The following is an 18,573-nucleotide window of genomic DNA, read 5'->3' on the forward strand; positions in this document are numbered from 1 at the left end:
GCCGCTGCGTGCCCGCGAGCGCCGCTCCTGGCGCGGTGGTGGCCGCGGCAGGTCCAGCCGCTGTTCGCCACGCAGCAGCGGCCGCACCTGCGCCTCGGCCCCCCAGCGCAGCCCCCCGTGTCCATCGGGCACCGGCTCCAGCAGCCCGGCGGCGGTGAGCTGCCGCAGCAGGGTGCGCCACTGGCCCCGGTCCAGTTCCTTGCCGATGCCGTACACACTCAGTTCGTGGTGCCCCAGGGCCCGTAGGCGCGCTGTGTCGGCCCCCAGCAGCACATCCACCACATGGGCGGCGCCGAAACGCTGCCCGGTGCGGTACACCGCCGAGAGGGCTTTCTGGGCCGGGATCGTCACATCGGTCAGCTCCTGAGGCTCCAGGCAGCGGTCGCAATTGCCGCAGGGCTGCTCCAGGGTTTCGCCGAAGTGGGCCAGCAGCACCTGACGGCGGCAGCCGGGCGCTTCGGTGAAGCCGATCAGGGCCTCCAGTTTTCCGTGCTCGATCCGTTTCTGGGCCGGCTCGGCCTCGGAGTCGTCGATGAAGCGCCGCAGCTGCGGCACATCACCGGCGCCGTGCACCATCCAGGCGGTGGCCGGCAGCCCGTCCCTGCCAGCCCGGCCGGTTTCCTGGTAGTAGGCCTCCAGGCTCTTGGGCAGATCGATATGGGCCACAAAGCGCACATCCGGCTTGTCGATGCCCATGCCGAAGGCGATCGTGGCCACCACGATCACACCGCTGTCCCGGCGGAAGCGGCTGAGTGCGGCGCTGCGCTGCGGCGCCTCCATTCCCGCGTGATAGGCGATGGCGTCATGGCCAGCGGCGCGCAGGTCCGCGGCGAAGCTGTCCACCCGGGCGCGGGAGCGGGCATAGACAATGCCGGCATCGCCGCGGTGCGCCTCAAGGAAGGCCAGCAGCTGGGCCTTGGCCTCGTCCTTGTCACGCAGCAGGTAGCGGATGTTGGGGCGATCGAAGCTGGCCGTGAAGACACGGCCCTGCTCCAGCGCCAGCCGCGCCACGATCTCGTCGCGGGTGCGCGGGTCGGCGGTGGCGGTGAGCGCCAGCCGTGGCACCTGGGGAAAGCGGGTCGCCAGCTCCGCCAGCTGCAGGTATTCCGGCCGGAAATCGTGCCCCCACTGCGACACGCAATGGGCCTCATCAATGGCGAACAGCGCCAGCGAGCGCTCCGCCAGCCGATCGAGCAGGTCGCCGGCCAGCAGCCGCTCCGGCGACACATAGAGCAGATCCAGGGTCTGGGCCTGAAAGGCTCTCCAGATGGCGCTGCTCTCTTCCGGCGTCAGAGCCGAATGGAGCGCCGCCGCTCGCACCCCTGATTGCCGCAGGGCTTCCACCTGGTCCTGCATCAGGGCGATCAGCGGCGAGATCACCACCGCCAACCCAGGGCGGCACAGTGCCGGGATCTGATAGCAGAGCGATTTCCCGCCGCCGGTGGGCATCAGCACCAGCGCCGAGCCACCGTCGATCACGTGCTCCACGATCGCCTGCTGCGGGCCGCGGAAGGCCTCGTAGCCGAACACCTCGCGCAGCACGCCCTGCGCTGAAGCTCCGGGCTGCAAGGGGCCCTGCGGCGACACGCTCGGCTGCGGGTGTCCCAAGGCGGTGGCCCCTGCGCGCTGATCTCCCACAATGGCGCCATGAACGGCCCATCCGTACCGCGCCCGGCCCCTGCTGCGGCCCCGGCTCTGGCCACGCCCACGGGAACGGCTATGTCCACAGCCCCGGTCACGCCCTCGCCCTCGCTCCTTGGTCGTCGCCTCACCCCCTGGGGCTTCCTGGCGCCGGCGCTGCTGCTGCTGGCGGTGTCCGTGCTTGTGCCGGCGGCGATGGCTCTGGTGATCAGCTTCACCGCCACCGGCCTGGACATGAGCGAACCGCTGCGGTTCGTGGGCCTCGCCAACATCCGCCGCCTGCTCACCGACCCGGTGTTCTTTCAGGTGCTGGGCACCACCTTTCTCTATCTGGTGGGTGTGGTGCCGCCGATCGTGTTCGGCTCGCTGGCCCTGGCGGTGCTCGTGAACCGCAGCCTGCCCGGCATCCACTGGTTCAGGGCCGCCTTCTACACCCCCGTGCTGGTATCGATCGTGGTGGCGGCGATCGCCTTTCGCTGGCTGTACGCCGAAAACGGCCTGATCAACGGCTGGTTGGCAGCGCTGCTGGGCGGCACGTTCGAACCGATCGGTTTTCTCACCAGCCCGTTGCTGGCCTTGCCGGCGGTGATGCTCGTCACCCTATGGAAGGGACTGGGTTATTACATGGTGATCTTCCTGGCCGGTCTGCAGGGCATCTCGCCGGAGCTCTATGAAGCGGCGGCACTGGATGGCAGCGAAGGCTGGCGCTGCCATCTCGATATCACCCTGCCCCTGCTGCGTCCCTACATCACCCTGGTGGCGGTGATCTCGGCGATCGCGGCCACCAAGGTGTTCGAAGAGGTGTTCCTGATGACCCAGGGGGGGCCGGCCGATTCCACCCGCACCCTCGTCTATTACGTCTACGACCAGGCCTTCTCGGAACTGGAGATCAGCTATGCCTGCACCGTGGGCCTGGCCCTGTTCCTGATCGTGCTGATCTTCTCGCTGCTGCGCTACCTGCTGACCGGCAACCGCAGCCTCACCTGAGCCCGATGGACGCGGTGGATGTCAGGCTGCACGCTTGCTCGGCCGCCCCGGCGGACCACCATCAGGGGCAGCAACCATGAGCGGCAGCATCGGCGTGGTGGGGGGCGGCCAACTGGCCCTGATGCTGGCGGACGCGGCGCGACGGCTGGGCGTCGAGCTTCACGTCCAGACGCCCCTGGCCACCGACCCGGCCGCAGCCCTGGCCACCAGCGTGGTTCTCGCCCCCATCGATGACCTGGCCGGCACCCGGGCCCTGGCTGCCCTGTGCCAGGCGATCAGCTTCGAGAACGAATGGCTCAACCTCGACGCCCTGGCAGCGCTGGAAGCAGAGGGTGTGGTGTTCCTGCCGCGGCTGCAGGCGCTGCAGCCGCTGGTGTCGAAGCGCAGCCAGCGGGAACTGCTCGGCCGCTTGCAGCTGGCCTCGCCCCGCTGGATACCGCTCGAAGCGGTGCTCGCGCCTCCTGCGGGGCTGGCTCCCGGTCCGCTGCCACAGCCAGAGGGCGGGCCCGCCGCCGGGGGCTGGCAGCCGGTCATCCTTCAGCCTGCCAACCCGCCCGAACCTGCCGCCCCCCATCTGCCGGAGGGCTTCAGCTTTCCCCTGATGGCCAAGGCCGCCACCGGCGGCTACGACGGCCGCGGCACCGCCTGCATCCACGACGACGAGGAACTGGCCGCACTGCTGGAGCGTGTGCCGCCTGAGCAGTGGTTGCTGGAGGAGTTCGTGACTTTCGAGCAGGAACTCGCCCTGGTGGCCTGCCGGGATCGCGACGGCAATGTACGCACCTTCCCGCTGGTGCAGACCCACCAGCACAACCGCGTCTGCGACTGGGTGCTCGCCCCCGCCCCTGTGAGCCATGCGGTGCAGGCGCGCGCCCGGAACGTGGCGGCTTCCCTGCTCACGGCGCTCGATTACGCCGGGGTTCTGTCGGTGGAGTTCTTCTACGGTTCAGCCGGGCTCCAGGTGAACGAACTGGCACCCCGCACCCACAATTCCGGCCACTACACGATCGAGGCCACCGCCACCAGCCAGTTCGAGCAGCAGGTGCGCATCGTGCAGGGTCTCGACCTCGGCGACACGGCCCTGAAGGTGCCGGGCGCCCTGATGGTGAACCTGCTGGGCTTTGAAACTGCCGCGTCGTCCTACGAGGAGCAGCGCCGAGCCCTGGCCGACCTGCCCGGCGCCAGCGTGCATTGGTACGGAAAACGGGAGTCGAGTCCGAGCCGCAAGCTGGGCCACGTCACCGTGCTGCTGAGTGAGCAGCAACCGGAACAGCGGCTGCAGGAGGCCATGGATCGCCTCGATCAGGTGCGTGCGATCTGGCCGCTGCCTCCCGAGGAAAAGCCTTAGGGTGTGGGCGAACTGCTGTGTTGGTGACTGCCTTTCACAGTTTTCTGATCTGACTCCTTCTTCGACGTGGGTGGTCTGTCGCGACGGTGACGTATGCCGGCCTTGCTGCTGGAAACGAAGCCCCGCTTTGCCTGCCCCTCTGGTTCTTCCAGGTCGAAATCTGGGGCAAGACGGCACGGCGGTTCACCCTTTTCTCTCTCAAGGTCCCCGGCCGTTGCTGCGTCGTTCATGCGGGCCGGATCACTGCCTCGCCGCCGCCTGGATTCGTCCAGCAAACCGGCGCAACCTCCCGCCGCACCTCTTGCTGTCCATCAAGCCTCAGTGAGGCCATCCAACCTCGACTGCAGCGCCTCCTTCTCCAGGGTGGTCACCACGAACACCTCCTGGGCGGTGGTGCCCTTGCGCGCCAGCAGCTTGAAGCCACCCCGGATCGGTGCGGACACCTTCAAGCGCAGCACTGGACTGCGGCCTTTCACGCGGGTGATCACCGCCGGGGTCACCGTGTCGACGCCATCGCCGGCCGCCAGTCGCCGCAACACCGGAATCAGACCCTCGATGTAGGTGCTGTGGGTGATCACCACGCGACCCATCAAACGGTGTCCTTCATGAGAAACGGTCGCAGGAACTGTTAAAACAATGACAGTTCGGAGGGCATTCCGTGCATCAGACACGCGCCGCCATCGCCCGTCAGCTCAGTTCGCACCAGGGTGAAGCCGTTCAGGTGGTGAAGGCCGATGTGGCCCAGGGGCACAGAATCCGTGGATTGGCCGTATGCCCCGGGCGCGTGATGAGCTTCGTGCTCGATGCCTGCACCGGCTCTGTGCGCACGCGCAATCTGCTGGAACTCTCCTCGCTGACGCGTGATCTGGCCTGAGCCGGTCATGCCCGCTCCAGGGGCGCCATGGTGAGCCCTTCGGCGGCGAGTTGCTGGTGGTAAAGCTCCGCCTGCTCCTGCGGACCACACCACACCACCGCCGAGCCTTCGGTGTCGATCCGCTTGGCCAGGGCCCAGGCGTGGTCCGGCTGCATGCCGGGGATGTAGGTCAGCAGGCAGGCCACCACGTGCTGATAGGTGTTCACGTCGTCGTCGAGCACCACCACCTTGAAGTTGGGATAGGGCTGCTGCAGGCGCACAGGCTCCAGCACCGTGGCGGCTTTGCCAGGAGCAACGTTCCAAGGGGCAGACCCGGCCCATGGGTTGGCAGACACCCCTGCCCCTGGCGTGGCGAAGAAAAGACGAACCATGGCCATCGCGACCGGCCAATACCGGCAAGGCAGCAGCTTAGGTAAAGTGCGCCCAGTCAAAGCCGTGTCCACGCCATGCTGATCACCCTGGGTTGGTCCTCGCTCGCCGCCCTCTTCAGCTTCTCGATCGCCATGGTGGTGTGGGGCCGCAACGGCGACGGCAGCATCAACTTCTGATCTGAGCCCCGTTCGGCGCAACTGATGCCTGAAACAGCCTTCACCCTCACGAACGCTCTGGCGGTCGTGGCCTCTGTGCTGCTTGTGTTCGTGAGTGGAGGCGTCGTTTACCTGTCCACCGTCGAGTGGCGGGATCGCCGCCGCCGTCAGCGCGCCGCCAACCCGCGTCGATGACCCTCGACCCGCTCAGGCCCATCGCGCCGTGGGCCTGGCGCGAAGCGGGTGACGCGCTGGTGCCGCCTCCCCCACCCTCTGCTGCCGATCGATGGAGCTCGGTCCCCACGGACGAGCTGATCGCCAGCCTGGCCTCTGACGAGGAGCAGCTCCCCGATCCTGGCGCTGCCCTGGCACTCTGCGGCGGCGACCATCCTGCGGCAGCCCTGCAGCACGGCGCTGACGCGCTGCGCAGGCAACTGGCGGGAGAAACGGTCACCTACGTGATCAACCGCAATCTCAACTTCACGAACCACTGCGTGAAGCACTGTGGGTTCTGTGCCTTTCGCCGGGATGCCGGCGCCGAGGGGGCGTTCTGGCATGGCTTTGCGTTGCTGCAGGAGAAAGCCCGCGCCGCTCAGGCGTGGGGCGCCACTGAGCTGTGTCTGCAGGGCGGCCTCAACCCGATGGCCCGCGAGGCGGGCAGCGCCCTGCGCTACTACGAGGCGCTGCTTGGAGCCTTGCTGGAAGCCGCCCCGGGGATCCATCTGCATGCCTTCTCGCCTCAGGAGCTGCTCTTCATCGCCGAGCAGGACGATTGCCCGCTCGACACCGTGATTCAACGCTTGCGGGAAGCCGGTCTGGGCTCGGTGCCCGGCACCGCCGCCGAGGTGCTGAGTGAGCGGGTGCGTCGGCAGCTGTGCCCCGAAAAGTTGTCGGCGCGCGCCTGGTGCGCAGTGGTGCTGCAGGTGCAGCGCCACGGTCTGGCCAGCACCGCCACGATGATGGCGGGTCACATCGAAGCGGCCGCCGATCGTGTGGCCCACTGGTTCACGTTGGTGGCGCTGCAGCAGCGGGCCTGGCAGGCAGGGGTGCCGGGCTTCTCCGAGTTTGTGCTGCTGCCGTTTATCGGCGCCGCCGCGCCTGAGCCCCTGCGGCGCCGGGTGGGCCGCGACCAGCCCGATCGCGCCGCCATGCTGACACTCACCGCCCAGGCCCGCCTGCTGCTGGGGCGCTGGTTGGTGAACCATCAGCCCAGCTGGGTGAAGCTGGGCCTTGATGGGGCCACCGAGGCCCTGCGTTGGGGTTGCAACGACATCGGCGGCACCTTGATGGAAGAACACATCACCACCATGGCCGGTGCCACTGGCGGCACGAGCCGCAGCCCCCAGGAGCTGAGCAGCGCCGCCCTGGGTCTGGGCCGCCCGGTGCGGCAGCGCACCACCCTGTACGGCCCTGTCGCGGCTGAGGCATTGCCCGCATGAGCCTCACCTTCCCTCGCTGGCGTCCGCCTCCGCTCCCCCGGCCAGGTCTGCCCACTCCCAGGCTGCCTCGTTGGCGCTCGCTGCTGCCTGTCACAAGCGGCGTGATCGTGCTCCTGCTGCTGCCGGCGCTTCAGCTGCAGCGGTTCCCCCGCTCCAATGCCGCGGGCCTAGAGCGGCTGGTCCCCGTCGCTGCGCTGATTCAGAGCTTTGCCGCTGCGCCCGCTCGCCCCGTGCCCGCCCTCTGGCAGGAGCGGCTGTCGCAGCCACTGGCCGCGCGGCTGTGGGCACGGCAGCAGGGGCAATGGTGGCAGCTGTGGGGAGAGAGCGGTGATGGGGGCACCCTGCTGGCGATCAGTGGCAGGGCCTTCGAAGGACTGCCCGAGCGCGCACTGCCTGCCAACAGCTTTCGCCTTGATGATCTGCTGGTGATTGCCGCGGATCCCCTCTCCCGGCAGCAGCTGCAGCAGCAGCTGAGCCGCACGGCTCGCCCGCCCAAGGGAATGGAGAAGCGCTGCGTGGACCAGCTGCGTTCCGCCCAGACGGTCGCCTGGACGGGCACGGCTGTCAGCCAGCTGACCGGAGCCCTGGCGCCGCTGCTGGGCCGTTTTCAACAGGGTTGCCTGGTGCTGGCGGGAGATGCCACGGGCCTCACCTGGCGGGGGGAAGCCACAGGATCCGGCAAGGCCGCAGCTGCGGCAGAGCTGGCTGAACTGCCGGCCGTGCCGTCGCGTCAGCCCCTGCCCGCAACCCTGCTGCTCGACGTGGAGGGGGATCGCCTGGATCTGCTGTTCGAAGGCCTGCTCAGCCGTCAGTTGATCCGCCAGCCGCTGGTGGATCGGTATGGACTGCAGGAAACCCTCCTGCGGCGGTTAGGCGGCAGCCCGTTCCGGTTGCGGCTGAGCCCCCAGCCGGCGGGGGCCTTCCAGGCGTCCCTCGACCTGCAACTGCAGGTGGGCAAGCAACGGCAGGAGTGGATCCAGTGGCTGGCCCAGTTGCGTGAGGTGCTCAAGGAACAGGGGCTGGTGGAGCAGCTGCCGTCAGCAGCGGAGCGTGCTGGTGGAGCTGCTGCCGACCCGGCCCCACCCTTGCCCACGGGCGTGTGGCTGCGCCAGGACGGCACCGTGGTGGGGGGATGGCGCTGGATCCGGCCGACCGCCGGCGCCCCGCCGCTGCTGTCCCTGTTTCTGGGCTCGTTGCCGCCACCCGTGCCGGCGCCGCCGCTGCCGAGGATCGAGCTCATTCCTGCAGTTGCCACCCTTCCGCAGACCCTGCGGCTGCGTGCAAGACCCCAGGCGCTGGCTGCGTTGGGACTGCTGCCCCCGGCTCTGCCTCCGGTGCTGCAGCAATCTGACCAGTTAGAGCTCGTCGCCCGTTGGCCAGCTGTCGCGAAAGGAAGCAGTGGTGGTCAGTCCCAGGCCTTGTTGGCAGGCTCTCTCACCCTTGACGCTGCACCGGGCGCCGCACCGGCGGAGTCACCGCCAAGGCCCTGAGGGTCAGCCCCAGGGCAAGCCAGCTTCAGGCGCTGGGAGCTGCGGTGCCGCTGCCCGCTTCAGGACCTGCGGCGATGTCAGCGGAACCGGAGGCCACAGCCACACCGGGCTCCGCGGCAGGGGCTTCAGAGGTAGCGCCAAGGCTCTGGCGCTCACGCCGCCGCCGCTCAGCCGCCACCGTTTCCTCCATCAGCTCAACGGCCTGGGCCATCTTCTCGAGGTTGGACACATACAGGCTGAGGTCCTTGTCGACACGATCCTTGAGCAGACCCATGGCTTCGCCGGTGTCGTGGGCGGCCTGGCGCAGGGCTTGGGGCTCCACAGCGTCAGCCCCTTTGGCCTGTTGCAGCAGGCTGAGCAGCCCGACGGCAAGCAGACGCGAATAGTGGAAGTCCGGGCGCTTCACCGCCTGGAGAACACCAGCGATCGGCTCAGGAGCACCGGTGCCCTGCTCGGTGATCCAGCGGCGCACGTCTTCGACGCTGTGCTGGCCCACGGCCGCCACTGCCTCATTGCGCAGGCGGCGGAAATGATCGGCCTCGTAGCCACAGGCCGCGCACAGGGCCTGGAACAGCGGTTCCCGCTGCGCTTCAGGCCGATAGCCACGGGCGAAGCTGTCGAACACCTGGGTCAGGCCGACCGCGAACAGCGGATCGATCTGAAAGCCCTTCTGGCGGCTTAGCAGATGCAGCTCCACGAGCAATTCGTCCACCATGCGCCGGTAGAGGGGCGCGATCACATGGGGAAACGCACGATGGAACGAACGCTTGCTGTCAGCGACGGTGAGGCAGGCGCCCACACTGATTCTCCTGGTTATCTGGACCTTAGCGCTGCCCCCCTCCCGCCCGATGGGCCGCCGCCACCGCTAGCGCTCACTGAGCTGGACCAGCTCCGGCGAGCTGGCCCAGGCCCAGCGAGGGGGAACCGTGGGTGCACTGGCCTCGGTAAGATGGGGGAGTTGCTGATTTTTCGTCCATGATCCCGATCGTGATTGAGGATTCGGGCCGGGGCGAGCGCGCGTTCGATATTTATTCCCGGCTGCTGCGCGAGCGCATCATTTTTCTTGGTGAAACGGTCACGGCGGAATCTGCCAACCGGGTGGTGGCTCAGTTGCTGTTTCTGGAAGCAGAAGACCCTGAAAAGGACATCTTCCTTTACATCAACTCTCCTGGTGGCTCCGTCTACGACGGCCTTGGCATCTTCGACACGATGCAGCACATCAAGCCCGACGTCCAGACCGTCTGCGTGGGCCTGGCCGCCAGCATGGGGGCCTTTCTGCTCACGGCCGGCGCCAAGGGCAAGCGCAGCAGCCTGCACCACTCGCGCATCATGATCCACCAGCCGCTCGGTGGCGCCCGCGGCCAGGCCAGCGATATCCGCATTCAGGCCAACGAAATCCTCTTCCTCAAAGACAAGCTCAACCGCGAACTGGCTGATCGCACCGGCCAACCCCTCGAGCGCATCCAGGTCGACACCGACCGTGACTTCTTTATGTCACCGGCAGAAGCGGTGAGCTACGGCCTGATCGACAAAGTGATTGAACGCCGCCCGATCCGCCCTGTGGATTGAGACGTCAGGTCCTGGTTGCCGGCACATCCGCAACTCTTCACGCCTGGAGCCAAAGGCCAAAGCGCGGTGGTCCTCACCAGCGTCTGTTGCTTCCAGGCGTATTGCTCAGCACGCGCTATGGCAGCGCCATCAGCACTCAGTTCATCGCCCCGACGCGCACCGCCGACTTTACGCCTACCCAAGAGTCAGCAAACTTCAAAAGCTTGTTCCATGAAACAAATAGGCCCGAAGGATAACTCGAAAACTGACCCTACAATCTGACCCTAAAATCTAACCCTGCCAACTGACTCAAAAGCGCCCCGAGAGAGAGGATGGAAGGAGGCAAACAGGAGGCAAACGATAGAGCCAACCCTCAATCGATGACGATCCGCGCAAACAAGCAAGAAATTGCCGTGCATTGATAAACATTCTCAGGAGTGGTTCTCCGAGAATGGATAACTCAGAACTTGGATGATCGCGAAATCAATGACTTGATGATCAACCATCTATTAACTTAACGTTCTGTAAGCAGTCTTCCGAGAATTGGGCTAATGAAGCCTATTGAAGTTGAATCCTTCAGACTTTACAGACCTTCTGGAATTGCTGCTTTGGAAGCTGAACTCCAAGAAAGGGCGCAGGCCGGCTTCCTGAAAGCGAGGAGTCGAAACCAAGGCTCAATCTTTCGGCTTATCCGACTTAAGCAAGTAGCTCTTGCTGAATTTCAGCTCTTTCCAAAGAGAGCGGATCTGGTCGTAGGCATCGGTTTGGGTGATCTTGCCATTGGCCTGCAATCCCACGATCAGTCCCACACGGTCGGCGAACTGCTCAAGGTTTTGGTGAAAGGCTGCGCCCTCAGGAGTCCAGTCGTCACCGTGGTAACGACTGAACGACTCCATCGGGGATTTGATATCGCTCAACGCTCTGATGCAATGAGGCCAATTTTATCGGACCAAGCGCGATGAAAGGACTGATCAGGGTTAATAGCAGATAAAGGAAGGGGCTGATGTCGCAAGGTCATCAGCCCTTGGCCTGGCTCAGGTGGTGGCTGGCAGCAGGGGGGAGAAGCGTTCCTTTTCTGGAATCACACTGAATTCAGCCACGATGCTGCGGAACTCGTCGCCGTTGAGGCTTTCCTTTTCGATCAACAGTTCCACCAGGCGATCCATGCATTCGCGGTGATTGCCAACCAGCTCAAGGGTGTCCTGGTAGCAACGGTCCACGATCAGGCGCACCTGCTCATCGATGCGGCGCGCGATCGATTCCGACACGTCGCTGCGGGTCATCAGGTCGCGGCCAAGGAACACCTCCTGGTTGCCTGCCTCCAACGAAACGGGGCCGAGGTCGCTCATGCCGAAGCGGGTGACCATCTGACGGGCAAGGCCCGCCACCATCTGGATGTCACCGCCAGCACCGGTGGTGACTTCGGCGTGGCCGAACACCACGGCTTCAGCGGCACGCCCGCCCAGGGCACCCATGATCCGTGCCTGCAACTGGGAGCGGCTCACAAGCATCTGCTCTTCATCGGGGGCAAACCAGGTGAGGCCCTGGGCCTGGCCGCGAGGAATCAGCGTGACCTTCTGCACGGGGTCGTGGTTTTTCACCAGGGTGCCCACCAGCGCATGGCCCACTTCGTGATAAGCAATCAGGCGCTTGCTGCGTCCATCGGTGAGCGGCTTGCCTTCCATGCCGGCGATCACCCGATCCACAGCGTCGTCGATCTCAGCCAGGCTGGTGGCCTCCTTGCGGCGCCGCGCGGTGAGGATGGCCGCCTCGTTGAGCAGGTTGGCGAGATCGGCCCCTGTGAAGCCTGGGGTGCGACGCGCAATCGCCTCAAGCGACACATCCTCGGCGAGTTTCTTGTTGCGGGAGTGCACTTCCAGAATCGAGAGGCGGCCCTTGATGTCAGGCGCGTCGACGCTTACCTGACGGTCGAAGCGGCCCGGACGCATCAGCGCTGAATCGAGCACATCGGGGCGGTTGGTGGCCGCGATGATGATGATGCCGCTGTTGCCTTCAAAGCCATCCATCTCCGTCAGGAGCTGGTTGAGGGTCTGCTCGCGCTCATCGTTGCCGCCGCCGATGCCGGCGCCGCGCTGGCGTCCCACCGCGTCAATTTCATCGATGAAGATGAGGCAGGGGCTGTTTTCCTTGGCCCGCTTGAACAGGTCGCGCACGCGGCTGGCGCCGACGCCCACGAACATCTCCACGAACTCGGAGCCGGAGAGGGAGAAGAAAGGCACACCGGCCTCACCGGCGATCGCCTTGGCCAGAAGGGTCTTGCCGGTGCCAGGGGGGCCCACCAGCAGAAGTCCACGGGGAATCTTGGCGCCCACGGAAGTGAAGCGTTCGGGCTGCTTGAGAAAGGTGACAACCTCCTGCAGGTCTTCCTTCGCTTCTTCCACGCCGGCCACATCGGCGAACTTCACGCCGGTTTCCGCTTCCATGGCGAAGCGGGCTTTGGTTTTGCCGAACTGCATGGCCTGGCCAGGACCGCCGGGCATGCCCGAGGAGCGGCGTGCCAGGAAAATCAGGGAACCGATCAGCAGCAGCGGGAACAGCAGGTTGCCGAGCAGGCCCAGGGCCGGCGGCGAATTGCGCGGCGGGTGGATGTCGAAGCTGATGCCCTTCTGCTTGAGATTGTTGATCAGCTCAGGGGCCACGCCGGGCAGATCCACACGCAGGCGCTGCACGCGGTTGTCGAGGTCAGGGTCCACCGCCTCGATCACGGCACTGCGACCGCCGTCGTAGATGTCCACCGCGGTGACGCGTCCCGCCTCCACGTAGTCGAGAAAGCGGCCGTAGCTCATGCGGGCCACAGCCGTGTTACGTGCGCTGGAGATGCCTGCACCGGTGCTCTCAGCGAAGCGGGCGGGGCCGCCACTGCCGAGCACCTGCCAGCCAAGGAACACAGCCACTCCCACAGGGAGAAGCCAAAGTGCGATCAGACGCCAGCGCTGGTTCATGGCTGAGAGGTTGTTTTAACAACTGTAAAGCTCGGGATCCAAGATGGAGACTGCTCCCTCCAGATCCGCGCTTCCCTCAGCCTGCCATGGTGGGGCGGGTTTCCTGAGAATCCGGCTGCAGCCCCTCGGCCAGCACCACTCCTGGCTCGCTTTCCATCAGCAGGTCGTTCACCGACAGCGTTTCGATCAGGTCGGGGCCGCCCAGGGTGTGGGTCCAGATCTCCACTTCACTGCTGGGGGGTGCCTCGAAGCTGAGGAACTCGAAGGGAAACGCCACCCGTTCCAGATAGAAGGTTTCAGGGCCGCAGCAACGAAGGATCACCATGCGGTCGCTGGCGTTGCGATACCCGCAGGGGAGTAGTGCCACGGTTGGTGCCTCATCTCAGAACCCTCATAAACGCACCATCGGCACCTCCCGTTTGGTCACAGTGACCACCAATAGGCTTTCTTAATCTTTTCTCGGGATTGTGTGGCGGGGCCTGATCGGTTCAGAGGCTCCGCAAAGCCACGATCGGATCCAGCCGCGCCGCACGCCGCGCCGGCACCACCCCGAAGAACAATCCGATCGAGCCGGATAGCCCCACCGTGAACAGCACGCTGCCGGCATCGATCGATGCCGGCAGGGGCGTGAAGCGGGCGACCCCTGCCACCGTGGCCAGCCCCACCGCGCTGCCGATCAAGCCACCGAGGCTGGCCAGCACCAGCGACTCCACCAGGAACTGGGCCAGCACATCGCCGCTGCGGGCGCCCACCGCTTTGCGTAGCCCGATCTCCTGAGTGCGCTCGCTCACCGACACCAACATGATGTTCATGATGCCGATGCCGCCCACCAGCAGGGACACGCCGCCGATCGCGCCGAGCATCAAGGTGAGTCCGCCGGTGATGGTGCCCACGATCGAAAGCGCATCCTGCTGGGAGCGCACCGCGAAGTCGTCCTCGCGCAGGATGCGGTGCCGCTGGCGCAGCAGGTTGGTGATCTGGAACTTGGCGGCGCCGGTGCTGGCCTCATCGCGCGCCTCCACGCTGATGAACGTCAGTACCACGCCGTACGTTGGATCGCGGCCGCTCAGTTTGCTCACCATGGTGGTGAGCGGGATGTAAGCAGCCTCGTCCTGGTTGTTGCCGAACACCGCCCCCTTCGCGGCCGTCACGCCGATCACCTCAAAGGATTGGTCGCGGATGCGCAGGATCTTGCCGATCGGGGAATCGCCAGGCAGCAGCTTGTTGCGCAGATCCGGGCCGATCACCACCACGTTGCGGGCGGAGCTGAGATCTTCTTCGCTGAAGAAGCGGCCCTGGGCGATCTCGAAGCGGCGCACTGGCAGGAATTCAGGCGTGATGCCCGACACCGACGCGCTGGAGCTGCGCGCGCCTGCCTGCACCACCAGATTCATGGTGATCTGGGGGGCCACCCGCCGCACAGAAGGCACCTGGGAGGCGATCGCTTCCGCATCTTCCAACACAAGAGTGCGGGGGTTCTGGAGCCCCTGGCGGCGGGTGTCGTTGTTGCCGGGCACCACAAAGAGCACGTTGGCGCCCAGGGTGCTGAGCTGCCCTTCCGCCAGGTTCTGGGCCCCCTTGCCCACCCCCACCAGGGTGATCACCGAGGCATTGCCGATCACGATGCCGAGCATGGTCAGCAGGCTGCGCATGCGGTTGGCCCCCAGCGTGGAGAGCGACATCCGGATGGTTTCGCCAATGGGCAGCTTCGACGCCATGCCTGAAACGGGTTCAGGGCTCATCATGGCCAGCCCGAACGGCGCCCGGGCGTGTCAGATCTCTGGGGTCTGGCGGCCGCCCTGGGTGTGGTTGCGTGCGCCGCGGTGCACGAGGCCCTCGCGCAGCTCGAGCGTGACGAACTCGCCGTGGCGGAGATCGGTGGTGGCATTGGCCACGCCCACGATCACCGGTACGCCTAGGCGCTGAGCGATAACGGCGGCATGGCTGTCACTGCCATCCGTTTCGGCGATCACGCCCCGCGATTTGCGGATCGCCTCCACGTAGGCCACGGTGGTTTCACGCACCACCAGGATTTCACCTGCCTCCAGCCGCGCTGCGTCTTCAGGGCTGTTGGCCACGTGCACCCGGCCACTGACGGAGCCATCGCCGATGCCCAGACCGCGACCGAGCACGGCCGAAACAATGCCCACTTTCACCAGATCGGTGGAGCCGCTGACACCCGCCAGGGTGCCGGCGGTCTGCACCACCAGGTCGCCGTCCTTGAGCAGGCCCTGCTCCTGAGCCACCCCCATCGCCAGGGTGAAGGTGCTGGTGGTGGAGTCCTGGTTGCTGATCAGCAGGGGGTTCACCCCCCACACGAGCTGCAGCTGGCGGGCCACGTTCACATCGTTGGTGATCGCCAGAATCGTGGTGGAGGGGCGGAACTTGCTGACGTTCCGGGCGGTGGCACCGGTTTTGGTGAGCGGCAGGATCGCCGCCGCCTGGAGCTGGCGCGCAATCGTGCTCACCGCCTGGCTGATGGAATTGGGGATCGTGCTCGCCATATGCGAATCGACGTGCCGGGTGGGGTAGTCGCGCTCGATCCTCAAGGCGATGCGAGCCATGGTGGCTACCGCCTCCACGGGATAGTCACCCACGGCGGTTTCGTTGGACAGCATCACCGCATCGGTGCCATCCAGGATGGCGTTCGCCACGTCGCTCACTTCGGCGCGGGTTGGCCGCGGACAGCTGGCCATGCTGTCAAGCATCTGCGTGGCCGTGATGATCGGGATCCCGAGCATGTTGGCCTTGCGGATCAGGTCCTTCTGCAGCAGCGGCACTTCCTCGGCAGGCATCTCCACGCCCAGGTCTCCGCGGGCCACCATCACCCCGTCGCAGAGGGGCAGGATCGCGTCGATCTGATCGATCGCCTCGAACTTCTCAATCTTGGCGATCACCGGAGTGCTGTGCCCAAGCGTGGCAATCAGCTCGCGGATCTCCTGCATGTCGGAGGGGTTGCGCACGAAGCTGAGCGCCACCCAATCGACCCCCTGTTGCAGACCGAAGGCGAGGTCCTGGCGGTCTTTGGTGGTGAGAGCCCGGATCGAGAGCTGCACATCGGGGAAGTTCACCCCTTTGTTGTTGGAGAGCACGCCGCCCACCACCACCGTGCAGTGGAGTGTGCGACCCGTCTGATCCACCGCGTCGACCACCATCTCCACCCGGCCGTCATCCAGCAGGATGCGGCTGCCGGCGGGCACCTCATCGGCCAGCTTGTCGTACGTGATCGTGGCCACCGACTGGGTGCAGGGCACCTCCCTGGAGGTGAGCGCAAAGGGATCGCCGTTGGCGAGGGTGATCGGCCCCTGCTCGAAGCGACCGAGCCGGATCTTCGGCCCCTGAAGGTCGAGCAGGATGCCTACGTGGATGCCCAGCTCATGGGCCACCTGACGGATGGTGGCGATGCGCAGGGCGTGCTCGGAATGATCGCCGTGCGAGAAATTCAGGCGAAAGGTGGTGGCACCGGCGTGAATGAGTTCACGCAGGCGCTCGGGGCTTTCGGTGGCCGGACCGATGGTCGCCACGATCTTGGTGCGACGCGAAAGATCGGGAGCAGCCATCGGAGCGCCGGACGGTGAGCGGAAACTACCATCCGAAACCACCAGGCACCCGCCGCGCCCGTCGCCATGGAGCTCAACCACTACCAGCAGGAAGCGCGCTCCACCGCCCGCTACCCCTCGGTGGGAAGCAATCCCATCTACCCCACCCTGGGGCTCTGCGGAGAGGCCGGCGAAGTGGCAGACAAGGTCAAGAAGGTGCTGCGCGACGGGGACGGGAGCTTCGACGCGGACGTGCGAAGCGCGATCATGCTGGAGCTGGGAGACGTGCTCTGGTACGTGGCTCAGCTGTCAAGCGAGCTCGGTTTCGATCTCAACACCGTGGCAGCCGCCAACCTCGCCAAGCTTGCCGACCGCCAATGCCGCAATGTCATCGGTGGCAGCGGCGATCAGCGCTGAACCCAGCGGCAGCATCCGATGGGGCCGGCACGCGCTCGTACCGCGGCCACCTGGCCTCACCCGGGCCCACTCGCAACTGCAGGGCATGACCAGCCCCCTGTCGCTCTTGGTGCGCCTGAGCCCGTCTTTCGCCATTGTTTTCCGATGCCCTGCGTTCCTGGAGTGCCATGCAGAACCTGCGAGATCGCCTTGTTCATGCCATGTGCTGGGGGCGATTCTCCGCACCGATCCAGAACGCGTCACAAGCTTTGAGCCGGAGGTCTGCCCGCGCCCTGAAAGCCTGCCTGGCTCGCCGTCCTCAGCGCCTGCTGGGGCCGCTTCTGCCCCCTGTGATGCTGGCTTCCCTGCTGGTGGCCTTCGTGCTCCTCGGCCCTGTGCCGCCGGGCTGGGCCGCCGATCTGGTGGTGAGTGACGTGTCCCTGGAGGCCTGCCCGGCCGCTGATGCGGGCGCCCAACCCCTCCTGCGCCGTGCCGCCGAAGCCAGCTGCTATGCCCTGCGGGGCGTGGTGGAGAACCCGGGCCGCAAGCCCGTTGTCGACACTGATGTGTTCGCCGTGATCGTGGATGCCAGCGGCGAGCCGGTGCTGCAGAACCGCAGCCGGGTGGGCTCGATCGGTGATGTGCCGCCCGGCCGCTCCGACTTCGCTTTGCGCCTGGCCGTTCCCGCCGGAACGCCAGAACCCTTGCAGGTGCGCAAGGCCCGTGCCCATGGCTTCAGCGCCCCCGTGCGCACACGCGCGGCGGAAGGCGATGAATTGCTGCCACTGGAGGAGGCGGTGCAGGAGTAGGAACTGAGCTGATCGCGCAGGCCTCAGCCGCCGTGATCAGCGGGAGGAGTCAGTAACCGAAGCCGGAGCCGGCGCCCATCAGCGAGCCACTCGCTGCACCCAGCAGACTCTGGCCCAGGCTGAGCGCCAGGAAAGCGATCAGGGCAGAAAGGTCAAGGCCGCCAATGGGCGGAATCAGCCCCCGAAAGGCGTTGAGATAGGGATCGGTGATTGAGCTCACGGTGGAGAGCACCGGGTTGCTCCAGTCGAGATTGGGGAACCAGCTCAGCAGCACCCGCACCAGCAGCACCAGGCTGTAGATGCTGAGGGTCTGGGCCAGCACCGCAAACAACTGGCTCAGGATCGTCAGGGACATGGGCGCCATCGGCTCGTGCTTCGACTTTATGGGGAGGTGCGCGGTGGCGTGCGGCCGCCAGGGAGTTCCGCCTCACCACGCACGGCGAACGTGCGGTGGAACTTCTCACTGAGGCTGAGCCAATAGGAACGGCCGTCGCTCTGCCGGCGACGTTCGATGAAGTTCTGGGCCAGCAATTCCTTGATGTGGTCGTAGGCCCCGGAACCGCGCAGTTCCACAAGATCTGACTGAAGGATGCGTTTCTTCAGGGCGATGGTGGCCAGCGTGCGCAGGGTGGCGGTGGAGAGCTCCACCGGCAGCAGGTTCTGCACCAGGCCGCTGAGGCTCTCGCGGAGCTGGAGGCTGTACTGGCGCCCCTCCTGGCGAATCTCCAGAGCCGTGTCCCGATGGGCGTAGTCGGCCATCAGCGTGATCAGGGCCAGCTCAACCGCTTCGGGGACCAGCGCCACGCCAGGCTCCAGGCTGGCAAGCCGGGCCAGCTCGGCCAGATCCAGGGGCCGTCCCTTGAGATAGAGGATCGCCTCGATGCGCGCCGCCAGCGACAGGGAAGCCGCGCCCGTGGCCGCCGCACCCAGGGAGCCTCCGGTGAGGCCCGTCGTGTCGTCGCTGGACATGGAGCCGACCAGCAGAGTCTGGGCCGAACGTACCGCAGCCGTT

21 protein-coding genes and 1 other RNA gene are annotated in these 18,573 nt (G+C 66.1%); 11 read left to right on the top strand and 11 right to left on the bottom strand.

Annotation, left to right across the window (positions count from 1 at the left end; all coding sequences use genetic code 11):
- Positions 1–1,608 (bottom strand): DNA helicase RecQ (gene recQ, locus KBY86_RS00005; protein ID WP_255139693.1); only part of this gene is annotated, 1,608 nt, incomplete at its 3' end.
- 111 nt (positions 1,609–1,719) lie between these two features.
- On the opposite strand from recQ, the gene KBY86_RS00010 reads away from it, so the two are divergent.
- From KBY86_RS00010 to ssrS, 3 genes are all read left to right on the top strand, one after another.
- Entirely contained in the window at positions 1,720–2,628 is a 909-nt protein-coding gene (locus tag KBY86_RS00010; protein ID WP_255139694.1) for a carbohydrate ABC transporter permease, read from the top strand.
- Between the two features lie 76 nt (positions 2,629–2,704).
- Positions 2,705–3,976, top strand: coding sequence for a 5-(carboxyamino)imidazole ribonucleotide synthase (locus KBY86_RS00015; protein WP_255139695.1), 1,272 nt, complete (start codon positions 2,705–2,707; stop codon positions 3,974–3,976).
- Positions 3,977–3,982: 6 nt separating this feature from the next.
- Positions 3,983–4,165: non-coding RNA, 6S RNA (ssrS, locus tag KBY86_RS00020), on the top strand.
- A 122-nt stretch (positions 4,166–4,287) separates the two neighbouring features.
- On the opposite strand, the gene KBY86_RS00025 is transcribed toward ssrS, so the two are convergent.
- On the bottom strand, positions 4,288–4,566 hold the full coding sequence (locus KBY86_RS00025; RefSeq protein ID WP_094510513.1) for a DUF2103 domain-containing protein: 279 nt from the start codon (positions 4,564–4,566) through the stop codon (positions 4,288–4,290).
- Between the two features lie 68 nt (positions 4,567–4,634).
- Between KBY86_RS00025 and KBY86_RS00030 the strand changes: the two genes are divergently transcribed.
- Positions 4,635–4,850 (top strand): hypothetical protein, encoded by a 216-nt coding sequence (locus tag KBY86_RS00030; protein ID WP_094510512.1) that lies wholly within the window; start codon positions 4,635–4,637, stop codon positions 4,848–4,850.
- 5 nt (positions 4,851–4,855) lie between these two features.
- On the opposite strand, the gene clpS is transcribed toward KBY86_RS00030, so the two are convergent.
- Positions 4,856–5,221, bottom strand: a complete 366-nt coding sequence (gene clpS / locus KBY86_RS00035) for an ATP-dependent Clp protease adapter ClpS (RefSeq protein ID WP_094510757.1) — start codon at positions 5,219–5,221, stop codon at positions 4,856–4,858.
- A 75-nt stretch (positions 5,222–5,296) separates the two neighbouring features.
- Here clpS and petN point away from each other — a divergent pair, with 75 nt between their 5' ends.
- The 4 genes from petN (at position 5,297) to KBY86_RS00055 (ending at position 8,306) form a co-directional block, all read left to right on the top strand.
- Positions 5,297–5,398, top strand: coding sequence for a cytochrome b6-f complex subunit PetN (gene petN, locus KBY86_RS00040; RefSeq protein WP_094510511.1), 102 nt, complete (start codon positions 5,297–5,299; stop codon positions 5,396–5,398).
- Positions 5,399–5,422: 24 nt separating this feature from the next.
- The gene (locus KBY86_RS00045) at positions 5,423–5,572 is read left to right on the top strand and encodes a hypothetical protein (RefSeq protein ID WP_198948206.1); all 150 of its coding nucleotides are present in this window, start codon (positions 5,423–5,425) and stop codon (positions 5,570–5,572) included.
- Positions 5,569–6,816: a CofH family radical SAM protein gene (locus KBY86_RS00050; protein ID WP_255139696.1), complete on the top strand. Its 1,248-nt coding sequence runs from the start codon at positions 5,569–5,571 to the stop codon at positions 6,814–6,816. Before KBY86_RS00045 ends, KBY86_RS00050 begins: the two co-directional genes overlap by 4 nt.
- A gap of 101 nt (positions 6,817–6,917) precedes the next feature.
- Entirely contained in the window at positions 6,918–8,306 is a 1,389-nt protein-coding gene (locus tag KBY86_RS00055) for a hypothetical protein (protein ID WP_255139697.1), read from the top strand.
- A 25-nt stretch (positions 8,307–8,331) separates the two neighbouring features.
- Here KBY86_RS00055 and psb29 read toward each other — a convergent pair whose 3' ends face one another.
- Complete coding sequence (psb29, locus tag KBY86_RS00060) at positions 8,332–9,105, bottom strand: photosystem II biogenesis protein Psp29 (RefSeq protein ID WP_255139698.1); 774 nt, start codon at positions 9,103–9,105, stop codon at positions 8,332–8,334.
- Between the two features lie 176 nt (positions 9,106–9,281).
- On the opposite strand from psb29, the gene clpP reads away from it, so the two are divergent.
- Positions 9,282–9,875 (top strand): ATP-dependent Clp endopeptidase proteolytic subunit ClpP, encoded by a 594-nt coding sequence (clpP, locus tag KBY86_RS00065; protein WP_255139699.1) that lies wholly within the window; start codon positions 9,282–9,284, stop codon positions 9,873–9,875.
- A 653-nt stretch (positions 9,876–10,528) separates the two neighbouring features.
- Here the strand turns inward: clpP and KBY86_RS00070 are convergent.
- From KBY86_RS00070 to pyk, 5 genes are all read right to left on the bottom strand, one after another.
- Positions 10,529–10,771: a hypothetical protein gene (locus tag KBY86_RS00070; protein WP_315855819.1), complete on the bottom strand. Its 243-nt coding sequence runs from the start codon at positions 10,769–10,771 to the stop codon at positions 10,529–10,531.
- Positions 10,772–10,888: 117 nt separating this feature from the next.
- On the bottom strand, positions 10,889–12,817 hold the full coding sequence (gene ftsH, locus KBY86_RS00075; protein ID WP_255139700.1) for an ATP-dependent zinc metalloprotease FtsH: 1,929 nt from the start codon (positions 12,815–12,817) through the stop codon (positions 10,889–10,891).
- Between the two features lie 76 nt (positions 12,818–12,893).
- Entirely contained in the window at positions 12,894–13,184 is a 291-nt protein-coding gene (locus KBY86_RS00080) for a DUF1830 domain-containing protein (RefSeq protein ID WP_255100914.1), read from the bottom strand.
- A gap of 121 nt (positions 13,185–13,305) precedes the next feature.
- A complete protein-coding gene (locus KBY86_RS00085) occupies positions 13,306–14,535 on the bottom strand; it encodes an ABC transporter permease (protein WP_094510504.1) in 1,230 nt (409 codons plus the stop codon).
- A gap of 54 nt (positions 14,536–14,589) precedes the next feature.
- Positions 14,590–16,377: a pyruvate kinase gene (pyk, locus tag KBY86_RS00090; protein ID WP_094510503.1), complete on the bottom strand. Its 1,788-nt coding sequence runs from the start codon at positions 16,375–16,377 to the stop codon at positions 14,590–14,592.
- 66 nt (positions 16,378–16,443) lie between these two features.
- Here pyk and KBY86_RS00095 point away from each other — a divergent pair, with 66 nt between their 5' ends.
- Both KBY86_RS00095 and KBY86_RS00100 read left to right on the top strand, forming a co-directional pair.
- The gene (locus tag KBY86_RS00095) at positions 16,444–16,773 is read left to right on the top strand and encodes a nucleoside triphosphate pyrophosphohydrolase family protein (protein ID WP_094510502.1); all 330 of its coding nucleotides are present in this window, start codon (positions 16,444–16,446) and stop codon (positions 16,771–16,773) included.
- A 332-nt stretch (positions 16,774–17,105) separates the two neighbouring features.
- Positions 17,106–17,561 carry a hypothetical protein gene (locus KBY86_RS00100; RefSeq protein ID WP_255139701.1) on the top strand — a complete coding sequence of 152 codons (456 nt, stop codon included), beginning with the start codon at positions 17,106–17,108 and terminating at the stop codon, positions 17,559–17,561.
- Positions 17,562–17,610: 49 nt separating this feature from the next.
- Here KBY86_RS00100 and KBY86_RS00105 read toward each other — a convergent pair whose 3' ends face one another.
- Positions 17,611–17,916: a YggT family protein gene (locus KBY86_RS00105; protein WP_255100911.1), complete on the bottom strand. Its 306-nt coding sequence runs from the start codon at positions 17,914–17,916 to the stop codon at positions 17,611–17,613.
- Positions 17,917–17,942: 26 nt separating this feature from the next.
- Positions 17,943–18,530, bottom strand: coding sequence for an SMC-Scp complex subunit ScpB (scpB, locus tag KBY86_RS00110; protein ID WP_094510501.1), 588 nt, complete (start codon positions 18,528–18,530; stop codon positions 17,943–17,945).
- Positions 18,531–18,573: the final 43 nt, after the last annotated feature.

This window comes from Synechococcus sp. Lug-A, from assembly GCF_024345655.1.
Lineage (GTDB): Bacteria > Cyanobacteriota > Cyanobacteriia > PCC-6307 > Cyanobiaceae > MW101C3.